This is a genomic window from Sphingomonas sp. Leaf33 (genome assembly GCF_001421785.1).
Taxonomy (GTDB): Bacteria; Pseudomonadota; Alphaproteobacteria; order Sphingomonadales; family Sphingomonadaceae; genus Sphingomonas.
Genome location: NZ_LMLB01000001.1, coordinates 1,220,731 through 1,234,121, shown reverse-complemented (window position 1 = coordinate 1,234,121; position 13,391 = coordinate 1,220,731). Strand labels below are relative to the sequence as shown.

18 protein-coding genes are annotated in these 13,391 nt (G+C 66.7%); 11 read left to right on the top strand and 7 right to left on the bottom strand.

Annotated elements, in window-relative coordinates; translation table 11 throughout:
• The first annotated feature begins 21 nt into the window (after positions 1–21).
• From phoU to ASE86_RS06160, 4 genes are all read left to right on the top strand, one after another.
• A complete protein-coding gene (phoU, locus tag ASE86_RS06175) occupies positions 22–717 on the top strand; it encodes a phosphate signaling complex protein PhoU (RefSeq protein WP_056423688.1) in 696 nt (231 codons plus the stop codon).
• Positions 714–1,409, top strand: coding sequence for a phosphate regulon transcriptional regulator PhoB (phoB, locus tag ASE86_RS06170; protein ID WP_056423686.1), 696 nt, complete (start codon positions 714–716; stop codon positions 1,407–1,409). The genes phoU and phoB overlap by 4 nt, the downstream gene beginning before the upstream one ends.
• A 111-nt stretch (positions 1,410–1,520) precedes the next feature.
• Positions 1,521–2,012 (top strand): hypothetical protein, encoded by a 492-nt coding sequence (locus ASE86_RS06165; RefSeq protein WP_056423684.1) that lies wholly within the window; start codon positions 1,521–1,523, stop codon positions 2,010–2,012.
• A gap of 119 nt (positions 2,013–2,131) precedes the next feature.
• Positions 2,132–3,028: an SDR family NAD(P)-dependent oxidoreductase gene (locus ASE86_RS06160; RefSeq protein ID WP_056426705.1), complete on the top strand. Its 897-nt coding sequence runs from the start codon at positions 2,132–2,134 to the stop codon at positions 3,026–3,028.
• 16 nt (positions 3,029–3,044) lie between these two features.
• On the opposite strand, the gene ASE86_RS16200 is transcribed toward ASE86_RS06160, so the two are convergent.
• Positions 3,045–3,473: an AprI/Inh family metalloprotease inhibitor gene (locus tag ASE86_RS16200; RefSeq protein ID WP_162233312.1), complete on the bottom strand. Its 429-nt coding sequence runs from the start codon at positions 3,471–3,473 to the stop codon at positions 3,045–3,047.
• Between the two features lie 64 nt (positions 3,474–3,537).
• On the opposite strand from ASE86_RS16200, the gene ASE86_RS06150 reads away from it, so the two are divergent.
• A complete protein-coding gene (locus ASE86_RS06150; protein ID WP_156347040.1) occupies positions 3,538–5,157 on the top strand; it encodes a serralysin family metalloprotease in 1,620 nt (539 codons plus the stop codon).
• A 72-nt stretch (positions 5,158–5,229) separates the two neighbouring features.
• A complete protein-coding gene (locus ASE86_RS06145; RefSeq protein ID WP_056423680.1) occupies positions 5,230–6,303 on the top strand; it encodes a hypothetical protein in 1,074 nt (357 codons plus the stop codon).
• Positions 6,304–6,364: 61 nt separating this feature from the next.
• On the opposite strand, the gene ASE86_RS06140 is transcribed toward ASE86_RS06145, so the two are convergent.
• Both ASE86_RS06140 and epsC read right to left on the bottom strand, forming a co-directional pair.
• Positions 6,365–6,709: a DUF2794 domain-containing protein gene (locus tag ASE86_RS06140; protein WP_056423678.1), complete on the bottom strand. Its 345-nt coding sequence runs from the start codon at positions 6,707–6,709 to the stop codon at positions 6,365–6,367.
• Positions 6,709–7,383, bottom strand: a complete 675-nt coding sequence (gene epsC / locus ASE86_RS06135) for a serine O-acetyltransferase EpsC (protein ID WP_056423676.1) — start codon at positions 7,381–7,383, stop codon at positions 6,709–6,711. Before epsC ends, ASE86_RS06140 begins: the two co-directional genes overlap by 1 nt.
• 157 nt (positions 7,384–7,540) lie before the next feature.
• Here epsC and ASE86_RS06130 point away from each other — a divergent pair, with 157 nt between their 5' ends.
• From ASE86_RS06130 to ASE86_RS06115, 4 genes are all read left to right on the top strand, one after another.
• Positions 7,541–8,305 (top strand): sulfite exporter TauE/SafE family protein, encoded by a 765-nt coding sequence (locus ASE86_RS06130; protein ID WP_056426700.1) that lies wholly within the window; start codon positions 7,541–7,543, stop codon positions 8,303–8,305.
• Between the two features lie 28 nt (positions 8,306–8,333).
• A complete protein-coding gene (locus tag ASE86_RS06125) occupies positions 8,334–9,230 on the top strand; it encodes a hydrogen peroxide-inducible genes activator (protein WP_056423674.1) in 897 nt (298 codons plus the stop codon).
• 576 nt (positions 9,231–9,806) lie between these two features.
• On the top strand, positions 9,807–10,010 hold the full coding sequence (locus tag ASE86_RS06120) for a hypothetical protein (protein ID WP_156347039.1): 204 nt from the start codon (positions 9,807–9,809) through the stop codon (positions 10,008–10,010).
• 73 nt (positions 10,011–10,083) lie between these two features.
• Entirely contained in the window at positions 10,084–10,314 is a 231-nt protein-coding gene (locus ASE86_RS06115) for a hypothetical protein (protein WP_156347038.1), read from the top strand.
• Between the two features lie 77 nt (positions 10,315–10,391).
• Here ASE86_RS06115 and ASE86_RS06110 read toward each other — a convergent pair whose 3' ends face one another.
• From ASE86_RS06110 to pgsA, 3 genes are read right to left on the bottom strand one after another with little or no spacing between them, the layout of a single operon-like run.
• Positions 10,392–10,829 carry a molybdenum cofactor biosynthesis protein MoaE gene (locus ASE86_RS06110; protein WP_056423668.1) on the bottom strand — a complete coding sequence of 146 codons (438 nt, stop codon included), beginning with the start codon at positions 10,827–10,829 and terminating at the stop codon, positions 10,392–10,394.
• Complete coding sequence (moaD, locus tag ASE86_RS06105) at positions 10,826–11,083, bottom strand: molybdopterin converting factor subunit 1 (protein ID WP_056423666.1); 258 nt, start codon at positions 11,081–11,083, stop codon at positions 10,826–10,828. The genes ASE86_RS06110 and moaD overlap by 4 nt, the downstream gene beginning before the upstream one ends.
• The gene (pgsA, locus tag ASE86_RS06100; protein ID WP_056423664.1) at positions 11,083–11,652 is read right to left on the bottom strand and encodes a CDP-diacylglycerol--glycerol-3-phosphate 3-phosphatidyltransferase; all 570 of its coding nucleotides are present in this window, start codon (positions 11,650–11,652) and stop codon (positions 11,083–11,085) included. Before pgsA ends, moaD begins: the two co-directional genes overlap by 1 nt.
• Positions 11,653–11,797: 145 nt before the next feature.
• Between pgsA and ASE86_RS06095 the strand changes: the two genes are divergently transcribed.
• Positions 11,798–13,087, top strand: a complete 1,290-nt coding sequence (locus tag ASE86_RS06095) for an MFS transporter (RefSeq protein ID WP_056423662.1) — start codon at positions 11,798–11,800, stop codon at positions 13,085–13,087.
• A gap of 12 nt (positions 13,088–13,099) precedes the next feature.
• On the opposite strand, the gene ASE86_RS16295 is transcribed toward ASE86_RS06095, so the two are convergent.
• Entirely contained in the window at positions 13,100–13,267 is a 168-nt protein-coding gene (locus tag ASE86_RS16295) for a hypothetical protein (RefSeq protein WP_200911490.1), read from the bottom strand.
• Between the last annotated feature and the right edge of the window lie 124 nt (positions 13,268–13,391).

Below are 13,391 nucleotides of genomic sequence, written 5' to 3'. Positions count from 1 at the left end.
TCCCGTTTGGAGTAGACGCACATGGCCACCGGCCAGGAACACACCGTCAAGGCGTTCGACCAGGATATCGGTCATCTGCGCGGGCTCATCAGCCAGATGGGCGGGCTCGCCGAGGAAGCCATCGCCGATGCCATGACCGCCCTGTCGCGCGGCGATGCCGAACTCGCCAAGCAGGTCCGCATGAAGGACAAGGCGATCGACCTGATCGAGGCGGAGGTCGAGAAGCTCGCCGTCCGCGTCATCGCGCTGCGTGCGCCGATGGCCGACGACCTGCGCGACGTCGTCGCCGCGCTGAAGATCGCAGCCGTCATCGAACGGATCGGCGACTATGCCAAGAACATCGCCAAGCGCGTGCCCTCCATCCACACCGGACCCGACCGGATCGAGGCGATATCGATCCTGCCCGCGATGGCGAACCTCGCCAGCGACATGGTGCGCGACGTGCTCGACGCCTTTGCCAGCCGCGATGCCGAGGCTGCGCTGGAGGTCTGCCGCCGCGACCGTGCGCTCGACGATTTCTACAATTCGATCTTTCGGGTACTCCTGACCTTCATGGTCGAGAACCCCAAGACGATCAGTGAAGTCGCGCACCTGCTGTTCGTCGCCAAGAATCTGGAGCGGATCGGCGACCACGCGACCAACGTCGCCGAAATGGTCTATTTCGCCGCGACCGGCAAATATCTTGCCGATCGCGATAGCCTGGAGGGCCGCGCATGAGCCGTGCGACGATGCTGCTGGTCGAGGACGATCCCGCTCTCGCCGAACTGGTATCCTGGAATTTCCGGCGCGAGGATTTTGAGGTCCGCCACACCCCCGACGGCGAGGAAGCGCTGTTGCTCGCGCGCGAGGTTACGCCCGACATCGTCCTGCTCGACTGGATGATCGAGGGGCCGATTTCGGGCCTGGAGGTGTGCCGTCAACTCCGTCGCACAGCCGCGACGCAGAACGTGCCCATCATCATGCTGACCGCGCGCGGGGAGGAAGAGGACCGCGTGCGCGGACTGGAAACCGGTGCCGACGATTATGTGACCAAGCCGTTTTCCCCGCGCGAACTGATCGCCCGCGTCGGCGCCGTCCTGCGCCGGGTACGCCCGGCGCTGGCCGGGGAATCACTCAGCTACGGCGATCTCGAGATGGACACCGTCGGCCACAAGGTGAAGCGTGGCGGCGAGACGATCCAGCTCGGCCCCACCGAATTCCGCCTGCTGAAGCATTTCCTGGAGCATCCCGGCTGGGTCTTTTCGCGCGAGCGGCTGCTGGACGCGGTCTGGGGTCATGATTCGGATATCGAGGCGCGGACGGTCGACGTGCACATCCGTCGCCTGCGCAAGGCGATCAACGTCGGCGACAAACCCGACATCATCCGCACGGTGCGCTCGGCGGGGTACGCCCTGGATTCGAGCGTCTGACAGCGGACCTCTGATAGAGATTAGGGTCGGGAGGGAAACGACTTGGCCGATGCGGCGTTACCCCCCGAGACGCACGCTTTCCTGGTGCGCCCCATTTGCGAGGACCCTACCATGGCGTTCAAGACGATTTTGCTGGCGAGCGCGCTCGCCTTCGGTGGCACCGCCATCGCGCAGGACACGATGACCACCCCGCCAGCCGACCCCGCCGCGCAGACCCAGACGACCCCGACCCCGCCGCCGGCAGATCCAGCCGCGATGCCGGCGCCGACGCCCGCACCCGAACCGGCGACGCCGATGCAGCCGGCTACCCCGATGCAGCCCGGCGCACCGATGACGCAGACCGCGCCCGCCGATCCGAACGCGCCGATGGCCCCGACGCCGCCGGCCCAGCCGATGGCACCGGGCAACTTCACCGCGCAGGAAAGCGCAGGTGGCTACCAGCCCGCGACTCCGGCCCTATCGGGCATGGCCCAGCCGGGCGTGACGCCGACCTTCATGGCAGCGCCGCCGGTCGCGCAGGCCTATCCGGCCCCCGCCCCCCTGCAGAGCTATCCGATCTGCAAGAAGGGCCAGACCGACAAGTGCCGCCAGCGCGGCGGCTGATCGGCACAGCCTGACCAAAACAGCGGGCGCGCCCTCCAAAACGGAGGTCGCGCCCGTCTTGTTTTTCGTCGCCAGTCCGTCGAGATGCCCGGGTGACGTTTACGAAGAGGATGTACGGCATGACGATCTCGTTCGAGGGCAAGGTGGCGATCGTGACCGGTGCGGGCGGCGAGCTTGGCCGGGCCTATGCGCTTGATCTCGCCCGGCGCGGGGCGAGGGTGCTGGTCAACGATCTGGGCGGATCGCGCGACGGGACGGGCACGTCGGACGCCGCGGCCAAGGTGGTCGCGGAAATCGAGGCGGCGGGCGGCACGGCGCTGGCGAATGGCGGCAGCGTCACCGATTACGCCCAGATGGTCGAGATGGCGGCGCAGGCGAAGCAGGCGTGGGGCCGGATCGACATCCTGATCAACAACGCCGGCGTCCTGCGTGACCGGAGCTTCGCCAAGATGGAGCCCGCAGACTTCGCATTCGTCGTCGACGTCCACCTGAACGGATCAGCCAATTGCACGAAAGCGGTGTGGGACACGATGCGCGAGCAGGCCTATGGCCGCATCCTCATGACCGCATCGTCGACCGGATTGTACGGCAATTTCGGCCAGGCCAACTATGGAGCGGCTAAGCTCGGGCTGGCGGGGCTGACCAAGACACTGGCGATTGAAGGCGCGAAGTACGGCATTCGCGTCAACACGATCGCGCCGACCGCCGGTACGCGGATGACCGAGGACCTGTTCCCCGCCGACGCCTTTGCCCTGTTCACACCGGAAGCGGTGGCGCCCGCCGCCGTCTATCTCGTCAGCGAAGACGCCCCGACCAACGCGATCGTGGGTGCCGGCGCGGGGGTGTTCCAGGCCGCCTACGTGACGCTTACGCCGGGCGTAGCGCTTCGCGGCGACGATTTGTCCGCAGAGGGGATTGCGGCGCACTGGACAGAGATTACCGATCGCACGGGCGAGACCGTGCCGCAGTCGGGCGCTGACCAAGCAATGACGATCCTGCGCACGCTACAAAGCTGATCGCGCGCGCGGCCGCTTAGTCCGTCGCCCGCCGGAGAGCTATCGCCTCGCCCTGCGGCGAGCGGCCCTGCCCTGCGGCGTCGAACATCACCACCGTCCGCCGGTCGGCGGATACCAGTTCGATGCCGTCGGGCGCAGGCCGCCATCCGACGATTCGCGGCGCGATCCCGTCGAGGCACCGCGCTTCGTCCGAAACCCGCCAGGCGTTCGCCGATTCGATCCGGTCGCTCGTAAACGCTAGCGTGCAAATCGTTTTTCCGGCGAAGACCGTCCAACGTCCGGTCAATTCGGATGGCTCGCGCATCATCAAGCTATCCTGATTTGAGCTCGCTTCGCCGCCCATTTTGCGTCCTTCCACTGCACTTGCCGAAATCGGGGTTGCCGAACATGCGCTAGTAATCGAAATCAATCCGGCGATCACCGTTCGGGAAAAACGGTGCAGCATTGGGGGCCGAGCGCGTTGCACTCGGTTGGAGGCGAGCGCTCGGCCGATTGATCGGGAGAGCCTTATGCGTTGGCAAAAATCATTCGCCGCATCTGCGGAAGTCGGCATCGGCGAAGCGCTGTATTTCGATACGGACGCCCTGCGCGCCGTTACCGCTGCGTCGTCACCGGTGTCGTACATCGCATCGCCCTCCGCCGGACTGCCGCCGCTCAATCTCGCCGGCACCCTAACGCAGGACGAGCCGCAAATGTGCCGCTGTCCGTCTTGCCTCGGCAACGCCGGGCCGGACACCACGACGCACAGCGGGGCGCCGATGTTTGCGCTCAACAGCGAGGATCGCGGCGACGCCGGATCGAACGGCAAGACGTCGCTGACCATCGCGGAGGCCGCCGCGCAGCTCGGTCGCGCCAACCAGACGTGGAACGGGTCGACGCTCGGCCAGCCCGCCGAAGTGACCTATGCCTTCCGCGCGAGCGCACCGACGTCGATGCCGAACGGCACCTCGGGCTTCTCGGTGTTCAATGCCGCGCAGATCGAACAGGCGCAGATCGCCCTGCGCGCCTGGTCCGACGTCGCCGGCATCACCTTCACGCGCGTCAGCGGCACCAACGGCTACTCCAATTCGGCGCAGATGCTGTTCGGCAACTATTCGACCGGCGCCAGCGGCGCGGCGGCCTTCGCCTACTATCCCGGCAGCGGCGTCGGGGGTGACAGCTGGTACAACAGCTCGCTCAGCTACAACCGGGCACCCGACAACCTCAACTATGGCGGGCAGGTACTGGTCCACGAGATCGGCCATGCCATCGGCCTGGGGCATCCCGGCGACTACAACGCCGGCAACGGCAGCCCGACCTATGCCAATAGCGCGCAATATTACGAGGATACGCGCCAGTATTCGGTCATGAGCTACTGGTCGGAAACGAACACCGGCGGCAACAACGGCGGCTATTACGCCGCGGCCCCGCTGCTCGACGACATCGCGGCGGCGCAGCGGCTGTACGGTGCGAACATGACGACGCGCACCGGCGACACCACCTATGGCTTCAACTCCAATACCGCGCGGGATTATTACTCGACCGCGTCGTCGTCGACGCCGGTGATCTTCGCGGTGTGGGATGCCGGCGGCAACGATACGCTCGACTTCTCCGGCTACACTCAGTCGCAGCTGATCGACCTGAACGACGGGCATTTCTCGAACGTCGGCGGGCTGACCGGAAACGTCGCGATCGCTGCTGGCGTGGTGGTCGAGAACGCGATCGGCGGGTCGGGTGCCGACACGATCCTGGGCAACGAATTCGCCAACACGATCCGCGGCAATGCCGGCAACGACAGGATCGACGGCGGCGGCGGTGCCGACCTGCTCTATGGCGGGTCGGGGGCCGACACGTTCCTGTTCGATGCGCTGACCGACAGCGCGCCGAATGCGATCGATCGCATCCTCGACTTCACGTCGGGCAGCGACCGTATCGACCTGTCGGCGATCGACGCCAACGCCGGCGTGTCGGGCGACCAGGCGTTTACCCGCGTCAGCGCGTTCTCGGGCGCGGTCGGACAGGCGGTGTTCGCCTATGACAGCGCCACGAACGTCACCAGCGTCAGCCTGGATGCCAACGGCGATCGTATCGCCGACATGGTGTTCCAGGTGAACGGAACGCTCAACCCGACGATCGACGTCATCCTCTGATCGCCACAACGTCGTGGTGTGTTGCAACACCATGACACTAATGATAGTCCTCCCGTAACAGGGAGGACTATCATGTATAGCGAACAGGACCTGCGCAGTGCCGTCGATGCCGGGGCGATCACCCCCGATGCCGCGGCGGCACTACGCAATCACATCGCCGCGCAGCGCCAGTCGCCGACGGTCGACGAAGAACAGTTCCGGCTGCTGACCGGCTTCAACGACATCTTCGTCGCCATCGCCAGCGCCTTGCTGCTGGCCGCGGTCGGCTGGATCGGGGGCTCGATCTGGGCGCCGCTCGCCGGGGCATCGGTGGCGGTCGCGGCGTGGGGGCTCGCCGAATATTTCACCCGCCAGCGTCGCATGGCGCTCCCCAGCATCCTGCTGCTGCTCGCGTTCGTCGGCGGTGTGGCGGGCGCGCTGGCGGGCGTGATCGCCGACAACGGCGAAACACTGGAGCCGTGGCTGAAGAGCTTCGATTCCGAACAGGTCCAGTACGCCATTGTCGGGACCATGGCGGCGGTGATCGCCGCACTGACCGCCGCAGCCGCCTGGCTGCACTGGCGCCGGTTCATGGTGCCGATCACGGTCGCGGCAGGTGCGGTCGCGGTCGTCGCGGTCGTCATGGCGCTGGTCTTCGGCCTGATCCCCGGCGCTAAGGACGCCGTCTTCCCGCTGGTGTTCGTCGCGGGCCTCGGCATGTTCGCCTTTGCCATGCGCTGGGACATGAGCGACCGCGAGCGGCTGACGCGTCGCAGCGATGTCGCCTTCTGGCTCCACCTCGCCGCCGCGCCGATGATCGCGCATTCGGTCTTCAACATGCTCGGCGTGTTCGACGCCGCGATCGGCGTGCCGACCGCGTTGCTGGTCATCGCGCTCTACATCGTGTTCGCCGCGGTGGCGCTGGCGGTCGATCGCCGCGCGCTGCTGGTGTCGAGCCTCGCTTATGTCCTTTACGCGCTCGTCTCGCTGTTCAAGACGGCGGGCGCGGTCGAGCTGTCGGCGGCGTTCACCGGCCTCGTCATCGGCTCCGCGCTGCTGCTGCTCTCGGCATTCTGGCACAAGGCCCGCGCGGTCGTGGTCGGCCTGACCGGTAGCCTGTCCGACCGCCTGCCCCCGGTGAACCAGCCGCGGATGGCGACGGCATAGAGCCCAACCAGCGCGACAAGGGAGCCCGTCGGCCGAGCGGCCGGCGGGCTTCGGCGTTTCTCTATTCCTCGATCAGCTTCATCAGCCGCCGCTCGACCGGCGCCAGTACCGGGCCGAGCTCGTGCCCGCGCTTCAGCACCGCGCCCTGTTCGCCGATCAGCGCCCATTCGCCCTGGCGGTTGCGCAGGGCCGGACGCTTCTCGATGCGATATTCGGGGCGTTCGGCGGCGCGGCGGAAGGCGGCGAAGATCGCCGCATCGCGGCCGAGGTCCATTGCATAGTCGCGCCAATGCCCCGCCGCGACCATCCGCCCGTAGAGGTCGAGGATGCGCATCAGTTCGGCGCGGTCGAAGCCGACCTGGTTCGGCTTGCCGGCCGTCAGCGGAAAGGGCGTGACGGTGCCCATCAGGCGCGGTCGCGCGCCTCGTCGTCACCGCGCAGCGTCGCCATCTCGGCGCGCAAGGCGCCCAGTTCGCGCTCCAGCTGGTCGAACCGTGTCATGCTCGCCTCGCTCATCTCGCGGCACGGCGTGCCGTAGGGCACGAAGTCGCGGCTGTACGTCTCCGCCTCCACCACCACCGGTCGCGCCGGGATGCCGACCATCGTCGCGCCGGGCGGCACGTCGCGCGTCACCACGGCGTTCGCACCGATCCGCGCGCGCGTGCCGACCGTGATCGGGCCCAGCACCTGCGCGCCCGACCCGACGATCGCGCCGTCCGCCAGCGTCGGATGGCGCTTGCCCGCGACGCCGTTGTCGGGACTGGTCCCGCCCAGCGTCACGCATTGATAGATGGTGACGTCGTCGCCGATTTCCGCCGTCTCGCCGATGACGGTAAAGCCGTGGTCGATGAAGAAATTGCGCCCGATCTTCGCACCCGGGTGGATGTCGATCGCGGTCAGCGCACGCGACAGATGGTTCACGAACCGCGCGAGGAAGAACAGGTCCGCCTGGAACAGCCAGTGCGCGATGCGGTGCATCCCGAGCGCGAGGACGCCCGGATAAAGCAGGATTTCCCAGCGCGACCGCGGCGCCGGATCGCGCGCCTTGATCGAATCCAGATAGTCGACGAGCCGTGACATGGCGGTAGGCGCTTCCCCTTTTACGATGCAAATGTAGGGCACTGCCCGCGCCAATTCCAGCGTCCGGCCACAAGGCTTGTCCACGTTAAAGCCTATCTGTCTTGTCGGGTTTCTCCCGTGCCCTATGCTCAGGCGCGAATACGGACAGGGGACGGTAATGTTCGAAGGGTTGGACTGGTCTCAGGTCTGGACGTTCGTCGCGGTGGGTTTCGCGGCGCAGGTCGTCGACGGGGCGCTGGGCATGGCGTTCGGTGTCATCTCCAGCACATTGCTGGTGAGCGTCCTGGGCGTGCCGCCCGCGACCGCGTCGGCGGGCGTGCATCTGGTCGAGTGCTTCACGACCGGCGTGTCGGGCATCAGCCATGCGATCCACCGCAACGTCGACAAGAAGCTGTTCCTGCGCCTGCTGGTCCCGGGTATCGTCGGGGGCGTCGCGGGAGCGTATCTGCTGACCTCGCTCGATGCGTCGGTCACGCGGCCGTTCGTCATGGCCTATCTGGCAGCGATCGGGCTCTATCTGCTCTACCGCGGCATCCGTTTCCCCGGAAACCAGCACCGGGAGCCCCGGATCATCGAGCCGCTGGGCCTGGCCGGGGGTTTCCTGGACGCGGCCGGCGGCGGCGGCTGGGGGCCGGTCGTGACGTCCAACCTGCTGGTGCAGGGCGCCCAGCCGCGCATGACGATCGGCACGGTGAACAGCGTCGAATTCTTCCTGACGCTGACGGTGTCGATCACCTTCATCGCGCACCTGGGCTTTGCCGCGTTCACGACCGCCGTCGTCGGCCTGCTGATCGGCGGCGTCATCGCCGCCCCGTTCGGCGCGATCATCGCCAAGCGCGTGCCGACGCGGACGCTGCTGGTCATGGTCGGCGTCGTGCTGACCGCGACCAGCGCGTTCAGCCTGTACCGCGCGCTGGCCTGAGGCGGCGGAGAGAGCTAGACCCGCAGGCGTGACCACCTACCTGCCCACGCTGAAGCAGCTGCAATATCTGGTTGCGCTCCGCGACATCGGCCATTTCGGCCGCGCCGCGGAGGCGTGTTTCGTGACGCAGTCGACGCTGTCGGCCGGCATCCGCGAGCTGGAGACGCTGATCGGCATCACGCTGGTCGAGCGCACCCGCCGCGTCGTCCGCTTCACGCCGCTGGGCGAACGCATCGCCGAAAAGGCCCGCCGCGTGCTGCGCGAGGCGGAGGAGCTGGGCGACATGGCGCGCGCCGCTGGCCAGCCGCTGTCGGGCGAGATGCGGATGAGCGTCATCCCGACCATCGCGCCGTTCATGCTGCCGCAGATCCTGCCGCGCCTGCGCCGCGACTATCCCGACCTGAAGCTGTACCTGCGCGAGGAGCCGAGCGGCCCGGCGTGCGAAGGGCTCCACCAGGGCCGCACCGACTGCGTGCTGCTGGCCCTCCCCTACGCCTGCGGTGACGTGGAGGCCGCGCGCCTGTTCGAGGACCGGCTGTACCTCGCCTTCCCCAAGGGCGAACTGTCGCCGCCCGCCGCCGGCATCCGGCCGAGCGACATCGACGAGAGCCGACTGCTGCTGCTGGAGGACGGGCATTGCCTGAAGGACCACGCACTCGCCGCCTGCAACCGCCCCGAAATCCGTGCCGAGGCGACGATGCTGGGCACGTCGCTGCACACCGTCGTGCAGATGGTCGACAATGGCCTGGGCATGACGATCCTGCCCGAAATGGCGCTCGACGCCGGCATCCTGGAGCGCACGCACATCGCATCGGCGCCGCTGGCCGCCGACAACCCGTCCCGGCACATCGCGCTGGTCTGGCGCAAGGCGAGCCCGCGGGAAAAGGACTTTCGCTTGCTGGCGGGGGTGCTGGGCGAGCGGTGAACCCCGCCCATCTTTACCGTCACCCCGGACCTGTTCCGGGGTCCACTATGCCGCGACGGAAGTTGCTCGACCCTCTAGCCCTTCCCCAAACCGCCTGGTGGACCCCGGAACTAGTCCGGGGTGACGGGAGGTAGGGAATCACCGCCGCCGCGCCGCCATAGCCTCGTCGCCACCGCGCGCTTTGACCCAGCGGCTGCCCTCGTCGGTCACTTTGCGCTTTCAAAACGGCGCTTGCGTCTTCAGCCGGTCGATCAGGCTCGATTCGACCAGGCGTGGCTAAGGTCACACGAAGGTCACACTATGCCGGTCCCAAATCCCCGTCCGGGCGATCCACTGGCGGAGCGACGCGACACCGCCATGGGCGAAGGAAAACCATCGATGAGAAAGAGCTGCTAGTCGAAGCTATACACAACATTTTCCAACTTTACTTCAACAAACGACTGAACGAGCGTCTGGCATCGCCTCCAGGCGGTTCAGCAGCGACGCTGGAGCTCAAAAAAAGCGGATATTCCGCTTCCGCCCAATAGCAGCCGTTGCAATTCGCTGGTATGTCAGGAAGCGACTGGGAGAGCAGCTTTGAGCCTGATGGTGCTAAACGCGATCGGCCTAGCCGCTATCATCGTGTTCCTGATTATCGACTATCTGTTCTTCCAGGTGGTGCTGCGATCGTTAAATTGGGTCGTGGAACGTGTGCTGCTCGACCGGGCCGGAGGGCGCTACAGATCGCAATCATCACCCAAAAAATATGCTCGGTTTCGCAAGCCGCGTAACGGCAGCTGACGCCCAACACCAGTCGTCCATGCACGGCTTGAGTACCTCCCAAGTCACCGGCATAGATCGATTCATGGGATCAATGGCTTTGATGATCGTGCTTGTTCCGGTGGCTCTGCTTCTCGCAGTCCTGTTTGGACGCAATGCGCTGGTTGGGCTGCGAACAGGAGTGATCTACGCGCAGAGCCACCGCATCGAGCGCAGCGTCCAGCCGATCAACTTCTGGATCGCTTTCGTCTTCACGGCGGCATTTGCGACCGTCAGCGTCGCGATGATCGGGGTAATTGGTTGGGCGATCATCGCCTTTGGATAGCGTCCGCTTACCACCCAAAAGCGGATATTCAACACCCCCGCCGCACGTCGTCGTTTACGGGTTCACGGCCTAAATCGCTATCGCCACCGCGCCGCCGCGTCCTCGTCGCCACCGCGCGCTTCGACCCAGCGGCTGCCCTCGGTCGTCACTTCGCGCTTCCAGAACGGCGCTTCGGTCTTCAGCCGGTCGATCAGGCTCGCGCACGCCTCCAGCGCGGCGCCGCGGTGGCGGGCGGCGGTGGCGACGAAGACGACGCGCTCGCCGGGGCGCATCGGGCCGACGCGGTGGACGATCGTCACGTCGAGCAGGTCCCACCGCGCCGCGGCGCCTTCGGCCAGCGCGGTCAGCGCGGCTTCGGTCATGCCGGGATAATGTTCGAGTTCGAGGATGCTGACCCCGTCGTCGGCGCGGACCAGCCCGGTGAAGCTGGCGATCGCCCCCGCCCCGTCGGCTTCCACAGCGGCAAGCGCGGCGGCGACGTCGATCGGTTCGCGCTGGACGGTGACGCGGATCATCCGCCGGTCACCGGTGGAAAGATCGCCACTTCGCGCGCGCCGGCTATGCCTGCGTCGAGCGGCACGAACGCCTGGTCGACCGCCGCGCGCAGCTTCGCGCGGTCGCCGAATGCCTGTGCGTGCGCCGGGCTGTCCGCGGCGAGCCAGTCGAGCAGGTCGGCGACCGTCGCCACGTCGGCGGGCGGATCGACCCGCTCGCTGCCCCGGCCCACGCCTTCACGGACCCAGGCGAAATAGAGCATCTCGATGGCCATCAGCTGTCCATGTGCTTCAGGCCGACGCGCAGGTAATCCCACCCCGTCAGCAGCGTCAGCGCGGCCGCCCCCCACAGGCTGGCGAGGCCAACGATCTTGACGAAGGCGATGCCGGGCACCGCGCCCGCCAGGATCAGCGCGCCGAGCGACACCAGTTGCAGCGTCGTCTTCCACTTGGCGAGTTTCGAGACCGGGACCGAGACCTGGATGCCGCCCAGGAATTCGCGCAGGCCGCTGACCATGATCTCGCGCAGCAGGATGACCATCGCCGCGATCAGGTGGATGCCGGTGATGATCGCGCGATCCTCGAACCGGGTGCCGACCAGCATCAGGATAACCGCCGCAACCATGATCTTGTCGGCGATCGGATCGAGGAACTGGCCGAGCTTCGACACCGCGCCTTGCGCGCGCGCCAGATAGCCGTCGAAATAATCGGTCACGCCCATCAGGCAGTACAGCACGAAGGCCATGGCATAGCCCGCCTCCCACTGCGGCCACCACAGCAGCGCGACGAGCAGCGGCACCGTGACGATGCGGGACAGGGTCAGGAGGTTGGGGAGCGTAAGCATCTTGACCCGGATGGCTTACGCGGCGGTTGCGCGTGGGGCAACCGGGGATGACCCGGCGCACCACCACGTATCCACCATTGCCGCCCCGCCCCCGTGTCCGCTATTGCACCCGCCAGGGGACAATCGCTCGAAGGCACCGCGTACCATGTTCAATGCCCTCGGGCTTCTCAAGGAGCGGCGGTTCCTGCCGCTCTTCGTCACCCAGTTCCTGGGCGCGTTCAACGACAACCTGTTCAAGACCGCGATGGTCCTGTTCGCGACCTACCAGATCTTCAACGACGCCGAGATGGAGGCGCATTTCAACGCGCTGGCGACGGGCCTGGCGATCCTGCCCTTCTTCCTGCTCTCCGCGCTGTCGGGTCAGTTGGCCGACACCTACGACAAGTCGCGCATCATCCGGCTGGTGAAGACCGCCGAGATCTTCATCATGGTATTCGGCGCCGCCGGTCTGCTGGCGGCCAAGGCCGGCTATACGTCGGTGGGCCTCGGCATGATGCTGGGCGCGGTGCTGATGCTCGGCACGCATTCGACGTTCTTCGGGCCGATCAAATACGCCATCCTGCCGCAGCATCTGAAGGATCACGAAGTCCTGGGCGGCACCGGGCTGGTCGAGGCGGCGACCTATCTGTCGATCCTGCTGGGCACCGTGCTCGCCGGCTGGATCGCGGTGGAGGCCGCCGCGGGCCTCGTCATCATCGTCGCGCTGATCGGCTGGGTGACCGGCCGCATGGTGCCGCCGGCGCCGCGCATGGGGCCGCCGCTCAAGATCAACTACAATCCGATCACCGCGTCGTGGCACCTGATATCGGCGACGATGCACATCCGCCGGCTGTTCCTGGCGATCCTGGCGATCAGCTTCTTCTGGACGATCGGCAGCGTGCTGATCATCATCTTCCCCCCGCTGGTGAAGAATGTGCTGACCGCGGACGAAAAGGTCGCGAGCCTGGCCATCGCGATCTTCTCGGTCGGCGTCGCGATCGGCTCGGTCGCGATCAATGCGATGCTGAAGGGCAAGATTTCCGCGCGCTATTCGCCGATCTCGGTTGTCGCGATGGGCGCGTTCGTCGTCGCCTTCTCGGTCGAGGCGCGGCTGTTCCGCCCGGCGCCGGCCGGGCAGATGTACGATGTCGCGACGTTCCTGACCCATTCGCAGTCGCTGATCATCATGGCCACGCTGCTCGCCATCGCCGTCGCCGGCGGCATGTTCGTCGTGCCGCTCTACGCCTTTCTGACGACGACGGTCACGAAGGACCAGACCGCACGCACGGTGGCGGCGAACAACGTGGTGAATGCCGGCGCCATGACGATCGGCGCGGTCGCGGTGCTGGTCATCACCGGGTTCGGCGTGACACCGCAGGACATGCTGCTGCTGGTCGCAGCGATGTGCCTCGTCTCCGCCTGGCTGGCGCAGAAGCTCCACCGCGCCTGCGACTGACGCCGCCCCCGTTCAGGCGAGGAACGTGTAAAAGCACACGAAGAAGGCCGTGAAGCTCAGCGCGAAGAGCTTCAGGTCATTATCGTCGCTCTTCACCGCGACCACGCGCTGCGGCGGCAGCGACTGGCGGAACGGGTGACGGCGGGCTTCGTCGGTCAGGACCAGATAACGGCGTTTCATAGAGCGAGTTAACGCGCCGTTTACGATTCCGGCCATCCCGAATCTGCGGTTAACGCGCGTCCGATTTCGGCACGGTTGCCGCTGCCCCTGCGCGCCCGCGCCCCTTGGAAACGCTGTCGCTATT

Coding starts and splice junctions, on each gene's coding strand:
- phoU (WP_056423688.1), top strand. CDS start 22: ATGGCCACCGGCCAGGAACACACCGTCAAGGCGTTCGACCAGGATATC.
- phoB (WP_056423686.1), top strand. CDS start 714: ATGAGCCGTGCGACGATGCTGCTGGTCGAGGACGATCCCGCTCTCGCC.
- ASE86_RS06165 (WP_056423684.1), top strand. CDS start 1,521: ATGGCGTTCAAGACGATTTTGCTGGCGAGCGCGCTCGCCTTCGGTGGC.
- ASE86_RS06160 (WP_056426705.1), top strand. CDS start 2,132: ATGACGATCTCGTTCGAGGGCAAGGTGGCGATCGTGACCGGTGCGGGC.
- ASE86_RS16200 (WP_162233312.1), bottom strand. CDS start 3,473: ATGCTGCACCGTTTTTCCCGAACGGTGATCGCCGGATTGATTTCGATT.
- ASE86_RS06150 (WP_156347040.1), top strand. CDS start 3,538: ATGCGTTGGCAAAAATCATTCGCCGCATCTGCGGAAGTCGGCATCGGC.
- ASE86_RS06145 (WP_056423680.1), top strand. CDS start 5,230: ATGTATAGCGAACAGGACCTGCGCAGTGCCGTCGATGCCGGGGCGATC.
- ASE86_RS06140 (WP_056423678.1), bottom strand. CDS start 6,709: ATGGGCACCGTCACGCCCTTTCCGCTGACGGCCGGCAAGCCGAACCAG.
- epsC (WP_056423676.1), bottom strand. CDS start 7,383: ATGTCACGGCTCGTCGACTATCTGGATTCGATCAAGGCGCGCGATCCG.
- ASE86_RS06130 (WP_056426700.1), top strand. CDS start 7,541: ATGTTCGAAGGGTTGGACTGGTCTCAGGTCTGGACGTTCGTCGCGGTG.
- ASE86_RS06115 (WP_156347038.1), top strand. CDS start 10,084: ATGGCTTTGATGATCGTGCTTGTTCCGGTGGCTCTGCTTCTCGCAGTC.
- ASE86_RS06110 (WP_056423668.1), bottom strand. CDS start 10,829: ATGATCCGCGTCACCGTCCAGCGCGAACCGATCGACGTCGCCGCCGCG.
- moaD (WP_056423666.1), bottom strand. CDS start 11,083: ATGGCCATCGAGATGCTCTATTTCGCCTGGGTCCGTGAAGGCGTGGGC.
- pgsA (WP_056423664.1), bottom strand. CDS start 11,652: ATGCTTACGCTCCCCAACCTCCTGACCCTGTCCCGCATCGTCACGGTG.
- ASE86_RS06095 (WP_056423662.1), top strand. CDS start 11,798: ATGTTCAATGCCCTCGGGCTTCTCAAGGAGCGGCGGTTCCTGCCGCTC.
- ASE86_RS16295 (WP_200911490.1), bottom strand. CDS start 13,267: ATGAAACGCCGTTATCTGGTCCTGACCGACGAAGCCCGCCGTCACCCG.